Here is a 16,796-nt window from a genome sequence, read left to right as displayed (position 1 = left end):
GTGTAAGCGAGAACACACTGATTACATTTTTTTAAAATTCTGTTGCAAACAATAATGACTATTATCTGTTCACTTCATGAAAATGATCCACCGGGACTGCCAGACCCACTTTTCCATGGTCGTCCGTCTGCAACGTTGCAAATACGATTCCTGTGACTTTCCCTTCCTCATTGATAACCGGACTCCCGGAATTCCCCCGGTACACAGGGGCATCCAGCACCAGCACTTTTTCTTCCCAGCCCTCAAGTTCTTTCATCCCTATGATTTCCCCTTCGTTCGCAATCCTTATAAACCGCAGCGGGTTCCCGATAAATCGGATAGGCGGATCCCCCTGAAATTGTGCCCGGTCCGCAAGTTCGAGATGAGGCAGGTTCTTACCTGATACTTTCAGAACAGCGAGGTCTATTTTTTCATATTCTTCTACGACCTCCGCTGAATAAAGGCCTTCTTCTTCAAAAGAAACCGAGATTCTTTTTTCCCCTTCTATTACGTGATGGTTGGTAAGTATTTCCCCGTCGGACGTGTAAGAGAAGCCTGTCCCTTTCTTTTCCCCCGCTTCCACCACTACCACAGATTCTTTGTATTGACGAACGTCTTCATCAGTGTATAACTTGGCCGAAGTAATAAGGAAGTCTATAGCCGGGATGGAAAACGTACGGGGAATGGCACTGATTACGCTTAAAAACATGAAAAAAGCTATTAATATAATCAGCCACTTCGAGAAAGGGTTCCTGTTTTTTCTTTTTTCTGTACGTTCCTTGCGAGGGAAGGAATTTTCTTCTTCAATCAGTTCTGCCATTTCTTCTTCATTCAGGTTCTCTTTCAAATCTTCATCCATCTGCTCATCGTCTCTCCAGCTCACGGGCTCACCTCGATTCTTACGTTAATTTTATCACTGAAGTCATCTTTTGAACATTTCCGGTTATTCCCCGGGAAATATTTCGTCTTTTACTATAAAAACAGACGCGCAGATCGATTCTATCTCGATCCACGCGTCTTGTATAACTGCTATATTGTTCAGGGAACGTCAATCATATGGAAATTCATCCGGATGTTTCCCCTGACGTTCATTCCGATCCATTTCATCAATTTCATTTATATCTTCGGGACTTAGTTCAAAATCGAAAACGTCGGCGTTCTCTTTTTGACGTTTGCGTCTGGTGGATTTCGGAATAGTGACGATTCCGTGCTGAAGCCCCCAGCGGATAATAATCTGAGCAGGCGTTTTATTATGCTTCTCAGCCAATGATTGCAGTACGGGAGAATCCAAATATCTGGCTCTTCCGAGAGGAGCCCAAGCTTCCAGCTTTATATCTTTTGCAGAACAGAAGTCAAGCAGGTCTTTCTGATAAAGGCGCGGGTGAAACTCCACCTGGTCGACGACCGGCGTTACTTCCGCCGTCTCCAACAGTTTTTCCAGGTGATGTTCCTGAAAATTACAGACGCCTATCGCTCTCGCACGTCCCTGATTATAGAGGTCTTCAAGAGCTTTCCACGTATCCTGAAATTTACCGGGAACCGGCCAGTGAATGAGGTATAAATCGACATAATCCGTTTGTAATTTATCAAGGCTGCGCTCAAAAGCTTTAATCGTTTCTGCGTAACCCTGCTCATCGTTCCACACCTTCGTCGTTACAAAAATCTCTTCTCTCGGGATATTCGACTCTGCGATAGCACTCCCCACTTCCCTTTCATTTCCATAAAAAGAGGCAGTGTCAATATGGCGGTATCCGAGATCAAGGGCTGTGGAAACAGTTTCTTTCGCCTCTTCCTGTGCCACTTTATAAACACCCAGACCCAGCTGAGGGATTTTCACTCCATTTGACAATGTAACTGTGGATTCCAAATTCATCATTTCTTCCTCCTTCTAACGTTTGTTTTCCAGAAATACCGGAAGCGGATGTTCATATCTCACATAGGAAAGAATTCTCATCAATGGTGGATACAAAGTCAGCACTCCGAGCAGATCACCGATGGAACCAAGAGCTGAACCGGCAAGAAAAAATATACTGACCGCCAGCATAATGATCGAGATAATAGTGTTCGGCATATTGTTCAATGGTTTTTCATTGTCGCCGATCCTTTCTACTTCCCGGGCCGCCTGATCGTAACAGATGTAGTGGTACGGACGTATACTGAACCATTTTGCGGCGGTCACGAGCTCATCCCGGTCACGGATCGGTTTTTGGCAGTACCGACAGGCATGTGTCATAACTTACCCCTTTCTTTTCTCATACTGCTCCAGCAGCTCGATGACGTGCTCCTTCGATTTTTCCACCTCATATTTTTCCATATGTGTTTTCAACTGCTCCTGATCTTCGTCCAGCTTTCTTACGGCTTCCAGAAAGCTTTTCTTCGTAACCTGTTCCTCTTCAAGACTATGGGCAAACCCCTGACGTTCAAAAGATTGGGCGTTCAGAATCTGATCTCCCCTGCTCACCTTGCGGGAGAGAGGGATGAGAAGCATAGGTTTTTTCAATGCCACGAATTCAAAAATTGCATTAGCCCCGGCGCGGGAGACGACGAGGTCAGCCAGTTTCAGTAAATCCTTCAGTTCATCTTTGACATACTCATACTGTATATAACCTTTTACGTTATAAGCTTCCTCCCTGTGGCCCTTTCCGCACAGATGAATGATGTTGTAGTTCAGAAGAAGCTGATCGAGGTTGTCCCGTATAGCCGTGTTTATCGTCTCGGATCCAGTACTCCCTCCCATTACGAGAAGGACAGGTTTATCGTCGGAGAAACCGGTCATCTCTCTGGCGGCATCGGCGTCTCCGAGAAAAAGTTCCTCCCTGATAATCGCGCCGATATATTCCGACTTCTTCTCCGGTACATGCTTCATCGTTTCCGGGAATGTTGTAAGAATTCTGTCTGCAAAAGGAAAAGACAATTTGTTGGCAAGTCCGGGGGTGTAGTCCGATTCATGAATCAAAACCGGTACTCGCGCGAGCTTGGCAGCAAGTACTACAGGTACGCTGACAAATCCGCCTTTCGAGAAAATGACTCCCGGTTTCTTTCTTTTTAAAACCGACAGCGCCTGAAAAGTCCCCTTCGCCACTTTGAACGGATCTTTAAAATTTTCTTTCGACATGTACCTTCTCAGCTTGCCTGTCGAAATACTGTGGTAGTCTACTCCCTCCATAGGCTGTATCAGTTCTTTCTCTATTCCATTGTACGAACCTATATAATCAATTTCATATCCTTTTTTCTGTACGGCAGGAATCAGTGCCGTATTCACGATTACGTGCCCGGCGGTCCCCCCGCCTGTGAACAGCATTCTTTTCATATGTATCTTCCCCTTCTTTTAAAAATCGTAGCCCAGCACTGCTGATTGATTCACGCATCACTGCCACCCTCATTTAATCATATCTTACCGTATACAAAAAAGAAATTACAGTCGACAGACAACCCTCACTCATCGATTTTCCACATAAAAAAGCTGCCCGGGGGGGCAGCTTTCGATAAACACTTCAGGAAGGATCGTCAAGGTTCATTACGACCAGACGCTCTTCTGTCATATCTTCGATAGTATATTTAGGACCTTCTTTACCCCAGCCGCTTTCTTTCACGCCTCCATAAGGCATCAGATCGACACGATACTGGGAAGAATCATTTATCATAAATCCGCCTACCTGCACGTTTCTTGCAGCATAGAAAGCATTGTTGACATTCTGGGTAAAGATTCCTCCCTGCAGACCGTATTTCGATTTATTCACCTCTTTTACACCTTCTTTAAGGTTGGAGAAGGACAAAATACTTACGACCGGAGCAAAAACTTCCTCACTTACCACTTTCATCGACTCGTCAACGTCGGTGAGCACGGTAGGTTCAAGAAGTGATCCTTTTCTTGTACCTCCATGGAGAACAGTCGCTCCACCCGATTTCGCCTCTTCTATCCATTCCACCGCTGCCTCGGCTTCCTTCTCGCCTATCATAGGACCTACATCGGTATCCGGATCATTCGGATCTCCGACTTTTAATTTCTTGAGAGCTTGGATGAATTTATTTTCGAACTCTTTTTTCACTTCTTCGTGCACATACAGACGCTGGACCGAAATACACGTCTGACCTGCGAATGCATAACTTTTAGCTGCGGTATTCTCAGCCGCTTTATCAATATCTGCGTGCTTATCTATAATGACAGGAGAGTTGTTACCAAGTTCAAGAATGAGTTTATTCATTCCTGTATTCTGTTTCAGTTTCAGACCGACTTTGGAACTTCCGGTGAATGTGTAAAGGGAGATTTTCTCATCCTGCATCATCTGATTCCCTACAGTTGATCCCGACCCGATAACAACGTTGAATAAGCCTTTCCTGAGACCTGCCTCATGGAACAGGGAGGCGAGTTTAAGAGCGGTCACCGGGGTTTTACTGGCCGGTTTAAGTACTACCGCATTACCCGCTGCAATCGCCGGAGCTATTTTGTGACAGACGAGGTTCATCGGGAAGTTGAAAGGACTTATCGCACCTACGACCCCTACCGGCACCCTGATTGTAAAAGCCATGCGATTCTCAGACCCGGGAGATGCTTCCACCGGTACACCTTCTCCGCTGATACGCTTCGCTTCTTCTGCTGATAATTCCACCGTCTGCGTCGCACGGTCAATTTCTGTCCGGGCCTGTTTCAGGGGCTTCCCGGCTTCCTTTGTGATCGTCAGGGCCAGATCTTCTTTTCTTTCCTGCATCAATTCGCTTACCTTCTTCAATATTTTGAACCGTTCATAAGGTGGGAGCGGACCTTCATTATAGGCGTCCTCTGCCGCTTTCACAGCCTGGTCGACTTCTTTCTCGGAAGCCTGTGGGACACTTGCATACGGCTCCATCGAATATTTATCCAGTACTTCCGCTTTTTCTTCCGTATCCACCCATTGTCCATCAATATAAAGTTTAACGTCCTCCATATTTCCACTCCTTTTCCTAAATAAGGCTTTCTCACAGTATTTCCTATTTTTTTCACAATAAACAATTTATTAGCGAAGCAAAGTTGTACACAAAAAAACCTGACTGCTGAATGAAGCAGTCAGGTCCTTCGTCTTAAAGGAATATACCGGCCATCGTACCGGAAAGAATGGAGCCGAGTGTGGCACCGATAAGGAGTTTCATACCGAAACTGGAAACTTCCGCACCTTTTTTAGCATCAATTCCCTGCACTGTACCTGCAATGATACCTATGGAGGAGAAGTTAGCGAAACTGGTAAGGAAGACGGTGACGACTCCCACTGTTTTATCGGAGACTTCACTAAGCATCTGTTCGAACTGAAGCATAGCGACAAATTCGTTTGTAATGATCTTCGTACCCATAATCGCACCCGATTGTACGGTTTCAGAAGCCGGGATACCCATAAGGAACCCGATAGGAGCAAATATATAACCAAGAATCTCCTGTAACGTAACGCCTGCAAATATGGCAGATATAGCATAGTTCACAAGTTCGAGGGAAGCGATGAAGGCGATAAGCATGGCCCCGACGATAAGTGCAATCTTTCCGCCATCGAGCGCCCCGTTCCCCATCGCTTCAAAAATACTTTTGGACTGAGAAACATCCTGGATATCCACCTCGTCCTCTTCTTTCGGCACCTTAACCGGTGCGATAATAGAAGCTACAATCAATGCGCTGAACATGTTTAGCGGCAGAGCGACAAGTACGAACTGCTCAGGCAGTATGTTCAGATAAGCTCCGACGATCGAGGCGGAAACAGATCCCATCGCTGAAGCACTGACAATATAAAGGCGGTTATTGTTCAGTCGCTGAAACTGGGATTTGATTGCAATAATCGCTTCCGACTGGCCGAAGAAGATACTGTTCACCGCGTTGAACGACTCTACTTTCGGAAGACGTGTAATAAACGAAAGACCTAAACCAAGATATTTGATGATAAACGGAAGAATTTTCAGATGTGTCAAAACGGAAAGGAGAGTCGAGAAAAATACAATCAGCAGAAGTACGTTGAAGAAAAATACGGAACCGCCTTCTTCGACTGCCACTCCTCCAAGAATAAAATTGACCCCTTCTGTCCCGAACTCTATCAGTTTATTGAAAACCGCCGAAATTCCCTTGATGAGCGCTTCTCCCCACGGAGTCTGGAACATGAAAAACGTAGTAACTAGTTGAGCCATAAGCATTGTACCGACACCGATGAAATTAATGTTTTTCTTATCATTGGACATTAAAAAAGCAATGCCGATCACGACAGCGATGGATGCCAAGCTCAGAAGAAAACTGACCACAGATGCGTCCCCCTTAATATTTTATAAAAAAAAGCAGTGAAAACATTTTCATATAACGCTTACATATGGATTGTAACAGGTTGTCAGACGTCATGCAAGAATCCTGCAAATAGAAAAAATATTCTAATTTCACTTACGTTTTCTGCATTTTTCTTAAAAGATACAGAAAGTATGGAGCTCCTATGACAGCTGTAAAAATCCCTGCAGGAATTTCCGTAGGAGGGACCAGTCCCCTCCCGAGCCCGTCGGCGACTAGAAGAAGAATCATTCCCGTCAGTGCGGAGGCAGGCAAAAGTACGATATGTTTATTCCCGACCAGCTGTCTCGCTATGTGCGGTGCTACCAGCCCTACGAAACCGAGGGTCCCTACAATAGCCACTGACACACCTGCAAGCACAACGGACACAAGAAGAAGAACAATGCGTGCTGCTTTTACACTTTCCCCGAGGCCCTCAGCCACGTCATCCCCCAGTTGTAAAATGTCCATTTTCCCGGTAAGAAACATCGCTATCCCGGAGAATATAATTATCCAGGGAAGAAGCATCCATATGTCGCTCCAGTCTTTACCCCACAGACTTCCGGTCAGCCATACGAGGGCCACATTCGTCTCTACCGGATACCGTACGGTCAAAAACTGGATGCCGGCCTGAAAAATGGCCCCCAGAGCTATTCCCACAAGCGCAAGCGTAGCCGGTTGCACCCGTTGCCGAAAAGCGAACAGGTAAAGACCTGCCGTCACGATCCCCGCACCGAGAAACGCCGCAACCGGTACCGCCTGCGGAGGGAGCCCGGGAAAGAGTATGATGGTGGACGCTGCTGCAAAGCCTGCCCCTTTCGTAATACCTATGACGTCAGGAGAAGCAAGCGGATTACGGATAACCGCCTGTAAAATCGCGCCGGATATGCCCAGGCCGGCACCGACAAGCAGTGCTATAACAAGGCGGGGGACTCTGAAGTTCATGAACAGAAATGACTGCTCCCCGCTAAAGATGGCAGCAGGTGAGACATAAACGGCTCCTACCCCTGCGGAGAGGATACCGGCAACAAGAACTCCCGCAGCCAGTACACTGATGATAAGAAAAGGAGATCTGTTCTTCATGTTGTCTGCCCTCCTTTTTGTGCCAAATATAAGAAAAAGGGAGCACCGATCAATGCCGTAACGATTCCTACAGGGGATTCGGCCGGAAAGGCGATGAACCTTGACAGAACGTCCGAAACAGACAGAAGAATTCCCCCGAACAGCGCACAGACCGGCAGCACAATTTTGTAATCGGTACCCACGAGCTTCCGGGCGATGTGAGGAATGATGAGACCGACAAACCCTATAGGACCTGCAATAGACACTGCTGCACCCGCAAGAAGTACTACAATGAGTGAAGCGGCCATTCTCATCCAAACAACCCGCTGTCCAAGCCCTCTCGCCACTTCTTCGCCGAGACTCATAATCGTAAAGGAAGGAGATAACAGCATGGCTGCTGCCAGTCCTGATCCTACCCATACAAGGAGCAACTGTACATCCCCCCAATCAGTACCGTCCACTCCTCCTGCCAGCCAGAATAATACATCTTCAGTGGAGGTTTCGTTAAAAATCACTACGGATTCGATCAGGGAGGTAAGAAACATATGAATGGTAATTCCGGCAAGAGCCAGTTTAACGGGGGTCATACCTCCCGAGGAAGCTGTAAAAAACACAAGACCTCCTCCAAGGGCTGCACCGATGAAGGCAAAATAAACGATTTCGGAAGGAGAGAAGTCAGGGAACAGCACGACGGCGAGTACGACGAGCAGAGATCCTCCGGCATTCACCCCGAAAATCTGAGGGGAGGCCAAAGGGTTATTCGTCATCGCCTGCATGATGGCCCCGGCTACTGCAAGACCCGCTCCTATCAGTACAGCTACGAGAGCCCTCGGAAGCCTTAATGTTCGTACGACTTCTGCAGCTTCGGTCGATGATCCTCCCGTCACCCCTCCTATTAAATCCGACATGGATACCGTATAAGCTCCTATACTGAGACTGAAATAAACAGAAACTGTCAACAGCAGCAGGCCTGCAAGTACGGTAATGATAATTTTACGATTGGACTTCTTCATAACTATCCTTCCTATTCGAGAAGACATGGAATTCAAACATACCCCGATTTAAAACACAGGCACCTCTGCATACGAGTATAGCAAAGGAGCCGGGCTGTTTCGATTCCTTTACTATACTCCGGTTTTACCGGAGCAGGTAAATTAATGTAAAACAAGAAAGAACGGAGTATGACGTCCGTTCTTTCAGAAATCACTCATATAAGTGGTTGATAGCGTCTTCCAGAATTTTCTCGGAGGAGATTAACCCACGGAATCTTGACCACATATTACGGTCCACCTCGTACACCTGGTCTTCTTTTACTGCACTTACTTTTCCGTACAGATCGTTTTCTTTCCATTCGTCCACTACTGTCTTATCTCCGGTCACCATATGGAACATCACATCCGGATCGACTTCTACAATTTGTTCCAGGTTTATTTTATTATATCTGTCGTCTCCACTCTGAATCGCGTTTTCGAGGCCGATGGATTCAAGAAGGGAGCCGGTATATGATTCGAAATTGTGAGCGAAATAGCCGCTGTCGGCCACTACGGCAGGTAAAACTGTCCTTGATTCGTCTTCCGGGACCTGAGAGCGGAGTTCTTCCATTCTGTTTTTATGCTCTTTCAGAACTTCCTCCCCCTTCTGCTCTTTCCCCACAGCTTTTGCAACCGTTTCGAAACTGTCGATAATGCCTGCATAATCCGCTGAAAGGGAAGGCAGGACAATCGTCGGTGCAATTTCCGAAAGCTGATCATAAATATCCTGATGTCTTTCATAATCGGCTATGATCAAATCCGGCTGGAGAGAACTGATCACTTCGAGGGAAGGCTGCTTTCTCGTACCTACCGAAGTGTAGTCTCCTATTTTTTCTTTAACGGGGTCTATGATACGTTCCGGATCCTCATCATCTGCGATCCCCGCCGGGGTGATACCGAGAGAAGCAAGGTTATCCACAAAGGAAAACTCCAGAGCCACTACTTTCTCCGGCGTTCCTGTAATTTCGGTTTCGCCCATTTCATGTTTAATCGTTCGCGTTTCTTTCTTATCCTCCTGCGATTCCCCGGAAGAATCCTCTTCATTTCCTCCGCAAGCCGCTAAAAATATAACAAAAGCAAACATGCTTATAAGTACTGCATAACGTTTCATTACTTCACTCCTGACCTTAATTGAAAATCATTATCACTATTATCTTATGCGCTCCACCCCCTGTTGTAAAGATATTTTTCACTTTAATAAACAGTAGCTACAATTCAGACAGTAATTATAATGTTTATTTAAAGCAGGAGACTCTGTTTTCCCCCGGTGCCGAAAACAGGGTTTACTGTTTCGATAAATATCCGGAACGTTCTGTCGTAGCATTCATCGCTTCGATTACAGCCTTGCGAAGACCGTGTTTTTCAAGAGCGGTGACGCCCTCGATGGTGACTCCCCCGGGCGTACAAACATCGTCTTTCAGTTTGCCCGGGTGCTCTCCTGTTTCAAGAATCATTTTTGCCGCTCCGCTCACGGACTGAGCAGCCATTTTATAGGCCTTATCTCTTGGAAACCCCTGTTGTACCGCCGTATCGGCCATAGCTTCAATGAACATATAGACAAATGCCGGAGAAGACCCGCTTACGGCAGGTACAGCATCCATGAGATTTTCTTTAATAACCTCCGCCTTCCCGAAGCTCTCATAAAGATCGAGAACAGCATTCAGTTCCGTCTCTGTAACCAGTTCATTAGGGCACAATACACTCATCCCTTCCCCTACTAAAGAAGGTGTGTTAGGCATGGAGCGAATTACCTTGACGTTTTTGCCAAGATACTTCCTCATCGTTTCTAAGTTTATGCCGGGGGCGATTGTAACTATAATAGTATCTTCAGAAAGTTCCGATTTGATCTGTTCGATTACCCCCTGATAAACATAAGGTTTCACAGCCAGGAACAGGATATCACTATCCGCAGCCAGACGTTTGTTGTCATCAGAAATCCGTATACCGATTTCCCCGCTTACGAAATCGATAGTCTCCTCGGTTATTGCAGTCGCAGAAATCTGATCGATAGAGACGCTCCCGGAACGGATCATCCCCTGGATCATTGCCTGCCCCATGCTGCCACATCCTATAAAACCAATGTTCTTTACCAAATCAATCGCCTCCTTTAATGGTTTTCATTTTAACGAAATCTGTCCACGTTCACAATCTCATTAACGAAAAAGGTTATATTTCCTGAGAAAGGGTTTACAAAGCTGAAGACCTGCTTTATAATAAAATACGTAATCATATCATAACGCTTCACCCCAAATATCATAACCACTGCAATCGAGCCAGGTACCCTTCTACACCTGGCTCTTACTTATGTTCAATTTTCTTTTAAAGCCTGCAGACGTTTCTTCAGCTGTTTCTTCACTTTCCGGGCTACGAGAATGTACAACGTGTCTCCCGGCATAATTGTTGTCTGACCGTAAGGGGTAATCATATCCCCGTCTCTTATAATAGCGTTAATCAAAGCCCTGTCAGGCAAAGATAAATCTTCAAGCGTCTCCCCGGCGATCTGGTTCTGGTCTGTTACTTCAAATTCCAGCATCTCCACGTTCGCTTTCCCCATGGATATCACCTCGAGAGAATGGATAGGATTGATTCTCCTCTCTGAAACCAATTTGAATTTCTCTGCCACCTGCATAATAGTCGAACCCTGCAGCAGAGCTGAAATCAGAACAATGAAGAAAACGATATTAAAAATAGTCTGGCTGTGACCGATTCCTGCGAGCATAGGGAATATCGCCAGTACGATTGGTACAGCTCCTCTTAGTCCCGCCCACGACAGAAACAGCATTTCCTTAGTCGAAAATCTGAAAAAGCCGAGCATCGAAAATACCGCGGCGGGCCGGGCGATAAATATCAGTACAAATGCTGTAAGCACCCCGCTCCACATAACGTTGCCTGTAAACACCTCCGAAGGGGAAACAAACAGCCCAAGCAGGACGAACATCAAAATCTGCGCCATCCAGCCGAACCCTTCATGGAAACGGAGAATGGAGTATCGATAGGCGAGCTCACCGTGGCCGATTACAACAGCACTTACATAGACTGCGAGCAAGCCGCTCGATTCAATAAGTGAACTCGTACTGTAGGCGAGGAATGCAAAACCCAAAGCAAACAACGGATACAAACCACTTGAGTCGAGGTTTATTTTATTCAGGGAGAGGCTCGCCACGTATCCGATAATAATTCCTGTCAGAAGACCGGCACCCATCTGCCAGAAAAAAGAACCCACGGCTGTCCAAATGTTGGACTCCTCCAGAGAAAGAAGTTGTATGAACGTGACCGTCAGGAAGACGGCCATAGGATCATTAGTCCCCGATTCCGCTTCAAGCGTGGAGGATACTTTATCTTTGATGTTTTTTCCTTTCAGCACGGCGAATACGGCTGCAGCATCCGTGGAACCTACGATGGACCCTAACAGAAAGGCTTCGAGCCATGGTAAATCGATAATGTATTTCGCTGTTACAGCTACAATGGCAGTGGTTATCAGCACGCCGACTGTAGCAAGCATGACAGACGGTGCGGCCACCGGTCTGATTTCCCGCCACTCCGTCTGCATACCACCCTCGAACAAAATGACTACAAGAGCCATTACCCCGATTAACTGGGCAACTTCGGCATTATTAAAATACACGAGTTGAAGACCGTCACTTCCAACAATCATTCCTACAGCTATAAATAAAACCAGTGAAGGCACGCCGAGACGGCTTGAAAATTTCGTAACTACCACACTGACAATCAGAAGCAGTGCTATCAAAAAAAGAAACTGATTGGATTCTAAAATTTCCTGTATCATTTATGGAGCCTCCAGAGATTTCGTTTTTTTTATTATACCAATTTTTCTCTGGTATCGTTCGCAGGACGCTCACTCTTCTTCCATTACAGAAGTTTCTCAGATACAAAAAGGCGGCCTTTTGAAACCGGCCGCCTTTTTGTAGTGCTGTTTTATTAACCTTCGAGCAGAAGATCATATGGGTCTTCAATCATTTCTTTAATACGACGAAGGAATTGCACTGCTTCCTTACCATCAACGATACGATGGTCGTAGGAAAGCGCAATATACATCATCGGTCTGGCTTCAATGGAATCGTCCGGCATTACTTTCGGACGCTTTTCAATATTGTGAAGCCCGAGAATCCCTACCTGTGGGGAGTTCAGGATAGGTGTAGAAAGCATGGAACCGAAAATACCGCCGTTTGTGATCGTGAAAGATCCGCCTTGAAGATCATCAAGACCGAGTTCTTTATTACGGGCCATCTCAGCCAAACGGATGATTTCGCTTTCGATGCCTGCGAAACCGACGCGATCCGCATCACGTACGACAGGGACGACCAGACCTTCATCTGTGGAAACAGCCATTCCGATATCATAGAATTTCTTTTTCACTACTTCTTTGCCCTGGATTTCCGCATTAAGCAGCGGGAATTCTTTAAGGGCACCAACTGCAGCTTTCGTAAAGAAGGACATAAACCCAAGTTTCACTCCATGTTTATCCTGGAATGCTTCTTTCCGTTCTTTACGCAAGTTCATGATATTGGTCATATCCACTTCGTTGAAAGTGGTGAGCATCGCAGATTCCTGCTGAACTTCCACCAGACGTTTTGCAATAGTCTGGCGGCGGCGGGACATTTTCTCGCGCTCTACCGGCTTACTGAACTCTTCTTTCGATTCTTTTTCTTTTTTATCGGAAGACGAGCCGCTGGAAGTCTGTTTCTTCTCCTCTTTCGAACTGTCATTTGCATGTTCGTCTACATCTTCCGGACGTACGCGGCCGTAAGGGTCACGTGCAGAAATCTCGCTTAAATCGATACCAAGTTCTCTGGCCCGTTTGCGGGCAGCCGGGGTAGCGATGATATCTTCTTTCTTCGAGTCATCATCGGAAGATTTTTCTTTCTTGTCTTCTTTTTCTTCTTTCTTATCTTCTGTTTTCTCCTCTTTTGCTTCCTGTTTGCCTTCGTCTGGCTTCTCTTCTGTTTTCTCTTCGGAAGCATCTTCCCCGGAAGAATCATCTTCTTTTCCGGAGGCTTCCCCGGTTTCATCAACTTTCGCAATTACGTCCCCGACTTCTACGTCATCACCTGCTTCTTTCAGGAGTTCGGTAATGACACCGCCGGTATCCGCGTTCACCTCGACGTTGACTTTGTCGGTTTCAAGCTCGAGAACAGGATCGCCTTTTTCCACCTGGTCCCCTTTATTCACGAGCCATTCGGCTATAGTCCCCTCCGTAATTGATTCTGCCAGTTCTGGTACTTTTATTTCCTTCATTGTGAGTTGCCTCCTTTAGAGATTTGAAGAGCTTCCTTGATTATGCGGTTCTGTTCAGTTTTATGAATATTAGGTTCCCCCACTGAAGGTGATGCACGATGAGGGCGTCCCACGTAACGGTGTATCTGACCTTCCTCGAGCAGGTTGTAAAGAATGCCTTCGACAAAATACCAGCTTCCCATATTTTGCGGTTCTTCCTGTACCCATACGAGTTCTTTCAAGTTAGGATATTCCTTCATAATCTCTTTCAGTTTCTGATCCGGGAACGGATAAATCTGTTCGACGCGGACCGCATCAATTGTTTCAAAAGAACTTTCTTCCTGTTCAGTACGATCTTCGATATCCACCATGATTTTACCGCTTCCGAGAAGCAGTGTTTTCACTTTAGATTTGTCTTTTTTCTTCGTCTTCGTCAGTCCGGGCTGACGAACAAGAGGGTGGAAGCCGCTGTCCGTAAATTCTTTCGCTTCTGAAGCCACACGCTGATTACGCAACAGACTTTTCGGCGTCATCAGCACAAGCGGCCTTTCTTCCTCTTTACAACTGATGGCTGACTGCCTTCTGAGAAGATGGAAGTATTGGGCGGCTGACGTCACGTTTGCGACTGTCCAGTTGTTTTCAGCTGACATCTGCAGGAAACGTTCCAGACGGGCACTGGAGTGTTCAGGCCCCTGTCCTTCATAACCGTGCGGAAGCAGGAATACCATATTCGACTGTTCGTTCCACTTCGCGCGTCCGGAAGAAACAAACTGATCGAAAATCACCTGACCCGCGTTCGCGAAATCACCGAACTGTGCTTCCCATACGACCAGGGTTTCCTGGGAATGTACGCTGTACCCGTATTCAAAACCGAGCACTCCGGCTTCCGACAGGGGACTGTTGAATATATCAAACGAAGCTTTCGCCTGTTCAATACCGTGTAGCGGGCAATAAGTTTCTCCGGTTTCCACATCATGAAGAACCATGTGCCGGTGGGCAAATGTCCCACGTTCCGTGTCCTGACCGGTGACCCGGATCGGCTGACCCTCTTCAAGGATAGAGGCGAACGCCAGTGCTTCTGCTGTAGCCCAGTCTACTTTATTTCCTTCTTCAAGCATATTCTCACGTTTGTTCAGGATTTTTTCGAGTTTCTTGAACCCGTTGAAGCCTTCAGGGCGCTCAAGCATCTGCTTGTTGAGCGTTTTCAGACGATCAAGGTCCACTACGGTTTCAAACTCCTCGAGAGACCGTTCCACTCCCTGCGGGCGACCCTGGACGTCCGGTTCGTATGTCTCTTCTTCTTTCATACTGTTATAAATGTCTCTCAGGTTCGAAGTCGCTTTTTCTTTATACTCATCAAGCTCTCCGTCCTGGATAACCCCCTGATTCAATAGATTCTCTCCGTACACATTGGCGATGGTAGGATGTTCATCTATTTCACTATAAAGACGGGGTTGGGTAGCCCGTGGCTCGTCTATTTCGTTATGACCATAACGCCGGTAACCGACAAGATCGATTAATACGTCTTTATGGAAAGTCTGGCGATATTCGTATGCAAGAGCAATCGCGGAGAGGCACGCTTCCGGATCGTCAGCATTTACGTGCATGATAGGAATTTCAAACCCTTTGGCCAGGTCACTGGCATAACGGGTGGACCTTCCGTCTTTCCGGTTCGTAGTGAAGCCAACAAGATTATTCGCAATAATATGCACCGTCCCTCCAGAACGGTACCCTTCAAGGTCACTCAAGTTTAAGGTTTCGGCTACGACACCTTCCCCTATAAAAGCAGCATCTCCGTGAATAAGCACGCCAAGAGCCGCATCTTCATCAATTACTGAATTACCGCGCTCCTCCCGGTAATCCTGAGCAGCTCTTGTGAAGCCCTGTACTATCGGATTTACAAACTCAAGGTGAGAAGGGTTATGGCTTAACGTTACGCGCGTGGCGTGACTGTCATCCCCGTTTTTCACTTCTCGTTTGGCACCGAAATGATATTTCACATCTCCGGTCCATCCGTAGTTGATTCCCTGTGATCCTTCCGAAGGCATAAGTTCCTTTTCCGGGGAGTGATTAAATTCCGAAAAGATTTTTTCATAAGGTTTTCCAAGTACGTGAGCCAGTACGTTCAGACGGCCGCGGTGCGCCATTCCAAGCATAACGTGCTGAATATGGTCGACTGCTGCTGACTGGACGATTTTATCCAGCATAGGTACCATGGCATCCATGCCTTCGATGGAAAACCTCTTCTGAGCCACGAAAGTCTTACCGAGAAACTGTTCGAAATTCTCGACTTCTATCAGGCGATACAAAAGTTGCTTCCGTTCTTCCGTGGACAGGTTGACACTGTAAGAACCCGATTCGATTCTTTCCTTTAACCAGGACCTTTCCCTTTCGTTATGCACGTGTTCATATTCGAAGGAAAGCGTACCTGCATACCTTTCTTTCAGTGTTTCGATCGCCTGCCACGCATTATTGAGTTTAACGTTAGCCTCAGGCCAGATCCATTCGGCCGGGAGCTGTTCAAGATCTTCTTTAGAGATACCGTAAGTTTCCGGTTCGAGTAATTCGGTGTCGGGGCGATCAAATCCTCCTACCGCATAAATATCGGCGGAAAGATGACCATCTCGACGGATTGCTTCCACCAGTTTCAAAGCAGCAGCAATTTTGCTTACATCCTGGGCAGAAGGGACGTTTCCACCGGAGGATTCGGCAGCAGGCCGCTCCGATTCTACAGGCGCCCCGTGCTTTTCAAAAAGTTCTTTCATAGAAGCGTCGACTGCATTTTCATCTTCCTGAAAACGTTCATATTGCTCTTCTATGTATCCCATGTTGGGACCATGGAAGTTAGACCAAAAAGATACTTTGGATTCTGTATTCGACACGAAAATTACCCCCAAATTAGTCTTCGATGATGTATGAAACGTAAACGTTTGCAAATTCAAACTCTATTATAGAACTGTACATGGTAACGTTCAATAGCTGTTGACATTTTCTTTTTTTCTGACTTTCATACATACTCTTTTATTCCATCTATCATTATAACAAGAAAAGATGGATATGCACACGAATTGAGTAATTATCCTCTACTATTTAACAACATTCTTTTTCCTTTTGAATGTATGAGGATTTTATATAGAAATAAATACTCTTAAAAACTACCGTGTCAACTTTCAAACCGAATTTCTGAATATATACCTGTACATCTTAAAAAATAGTTTACA

General features: G+C 46.2%; 13 protein-coding genes. All 13 read right to left on the bottom strand.

The window, feature by feature from the left end:
- Positions 1–61 precede the first annotated feature (61 nt).
- The 13 genes from BW931_RS00190 to BW931_RS00130 all read right to left on the bottom strand — a co-directional run bounded on the left by BW931_RS00190 (position 62) and on the right by BW931_RS00130 (position 16,403).
- Positions 62–862, bottom strand: coding sequence for a S1C family serine protease (locus BW931_RS00190; protein WP_234972543.1), 801 nt, complete (start codon positions 860–862; stop codon positions 62–64).
- A 165-nt stretch (positions 863–1,027) separates the two neighbouring features.
- Positions 1,028–1,852, bottom strand: coding sequence for an aldo/keto reductase (locus BW931_RS00185; RefSeq protein ID WP_076569006.1), 825 nt, complete (start codon positions 1,850–1,852; stop codon positions 1,028–1,030).
- Positions 1,853–1,867: 15 nt separating this feature from the next.
- Positions 1,868–2,212, bottom strand: a complete 345-nt coding sequence (locus BW931_RS00180; RefSeq protein WP_008592195.1) for a hypothetical protein — start codon at positions 2,210–2,212, stop codon at positions 1,868–1,870.
- Between the two features lie 3 nt (positions 2,213–2,215).
- Entirely contained in the window at positions 2,216–3,289 is a 1,074-nt protein-coding gene (locus tag BW931_RS00175; protein ID WP_076569004.1) for an undecaprenyldiphospho-muramoylpentapeptide beta-N-acetylglucosaminyltransferase, read from the bottom strand.
- A gap of 184 nt (positions 3,290–3,473) precedes the next feature.
- Positions 3,474–4,904, bottom strand: coding sequence for an aldehyde dehydrogenase family protein (locus BW931_RS00170; protein ID WP_076569002.1), 1,431 nt, complete (start codon positions 4,902–4,904; stop codon positions 3,474–3,476).
- Between the two features lie 133 nt (positions 4,905–5,037).
- Positions 5,038–6,231 carry a NupC/NupG family nucleoside CNT transporter gene (locus BW931_RS00165; protein ID WP_076569000.1) on the bottom strand — a complete coding sequence of 398 codons (1,194 nt, stop codon included), beginning with the start codon at positions 6,229–6,231 and terminating at the stop codon, positions 5,038–5,040.
- 133 nt (positions 6,232–6,364) lie between these two features.
- Positions 6,365–7,330 (bottom strand): FecCD family ABC transporter permease, encoded by a 966-nt coding sequence (locus BW931_RS00160; RefSeq protein WP_076568998.1) that lies wholly within the window; start codon positions 7,328–7,330, stop codon positions 6,365–6,367.
- Entirely contained in the window at positions 7,327–8,322 is a 996-nt protein-coding gene (locus tag BW931_RS00155; protein WP_076568996.1) for a FecCD family ABC transporter permease, read from the bottom strand. The genes BW931_RS00160 and BW931_RS00155 overlap by 4 nt, the downstream gene beginning before the upstream one ends.
- Before the next feature lie 190 nt (positions 8,323–8,512).
- Complete coding sequence (locus BW931_RS00150) at positions 8,513–9,451, bottom strand: ABC transporter substrate-binding protein (RefSeq protein WP_076568994.1); 939 nt, start codon at positions 9,449–9,451, stop codon at positions 8,513–8,515.
- A 172-nt stretch (positions 9,452–9,623) separates the two neighbouring features.
- Positions 9,624–10,433 (bottom strand): pyrroline-5-carboxylate reductase, encoded by an 810-nt coding sequence (gene proC / locus BW931_RS00145; protein WP_040609862.1) that lies wholly within the window; start codon positions 10,431–10,433, stop codon positions 9,624–9,626.
- 215 nt (positions 10,434–10,648) lie between these two features.
- Positions 10,649–12,127: a potassium/proton antiporter gene (locus BW931_RS00140; RefSeq protein ID WP_076568992.1), complete on the bottom strand. Its 1,479-nt coding sequence runs from the start codon at positions 12,125–12,127 to the stop codon at positions 10,649–10,651.
- Positions 12,128–12,279: 152 nt separating this feature from the next.
- Positions 12,280–13,596 carry a 2-oxoglutarate dehydrogenase complex dihydrolipoyllysine-residue succinyltransferase gene (gene odhB, locus BW931_RS00135; protein WP_076568990.1) on the bottom strand — a complete coding sequence of 439 codons (1,317 nt, stop codon included), beginning with the start codon at positions 13,594–13,596 and terminating at the stop codon, positions 12,280–12,282.
- Positions 13,593–16,403: a 2-oxoglutarate dehydrogenase E1 component gene (locus tag BW931_RS00130; RefSeq protein WP_234972558.1), complete on the bottom strand. Its 2,811-nt coding sequence runs from the start codon at positions 16,401–16,403 to the stop codon at positions 13,593–13,595. Before BW931_RS00130 ends, odhB begins: the two co-directional genes overlap by 4 nt.
- Positions 16,404–16,796 lie beyond the last annotated feature (393 nt).

The sequence above is a fragment of the Salimicrobium salexigens genome (assembly GCF_900156705.1).
In the GTDB taxonomy this organism is placed as follows: Bacteria; Bacillota; Bacilli; order Bacillales; family Halobacillaceae; genus Salimicrobium; species Salimicrobium album.
This window is presented reverse-complemented; position numbering and strand designations above follow the sequence as displayed.

Bases quoted from the DNA above. Each gene is read 5' to 3' on its own strand.
- BW931_RS00170 (WP_076569002.1), bottom strand. From the start codon at position 4,904: ATGGAGGACGTTAAACTTTATATTGATGGACAATGGGTGGATACGGAA.
- BW931_RS00155 (WP_076568996.1), bottom strand. From the start codon at position 8,322: ATGAAGAAGTCCAATCGTAAAATTATCATTACCGTACTTGCAGGCCTG.
- BW931_RS00130 (WP_234972558.1), bottom strand. From the start codon at position 16,403: ATGGGATACATAGAAGAGCAATATGAACGTTTTCAGGAAGATGAAAAT.
- BW931_RS00150 (WP_076568994.1), bottom strand. From the start codon at position 9,451: ATGAAACGTTATGCAGTACTTATAAGCATGTTTGCTTTTGTTATATTT.
- BW931_RS00185 (WP_076569006.1), bottom strand. From the start codon at position 1,852: ATGAATTTGGAATCCACAGTTACATTGTCAAATGGAGTGAAAATCCCT.
- BW931_RS00180 (WP_008592195.1), bottom strand. From the start codon at position 2,212: ATGACACATGCCTGTCGGTACTGCCAAAAACCGATCCGTGACCGGGAT.
- BW931_RS00160 (WP_076568998.1), bottom strand. From the start codon at position 7,330: ATGAAGAACAGATCTCCTTTTCTTATCATCAGTGTACTGGCTGCGGGA.
- odhB (WP_076568990.1), bottom strand. From the start codon at position 13,596: ATGAAGGAAATAAAAGTACCAGAACTGGCAGAATCAATTACGGAGGGG.
- BW931_RS00175 (WP_076569004.1), bottom strand. From the start codon at position 3,289: ATGAAAAGAATGCTGTTCACAGGCGGGGGGACCGCCGGGCACGTAATC.
- BW931_RS00140 (WP_076568992.1), bottom strand. From the start codon at position 12,127: ATGATACAGGAAATTTTAGAATCCAATCAGTTTCTTTTTTTGATAGCA.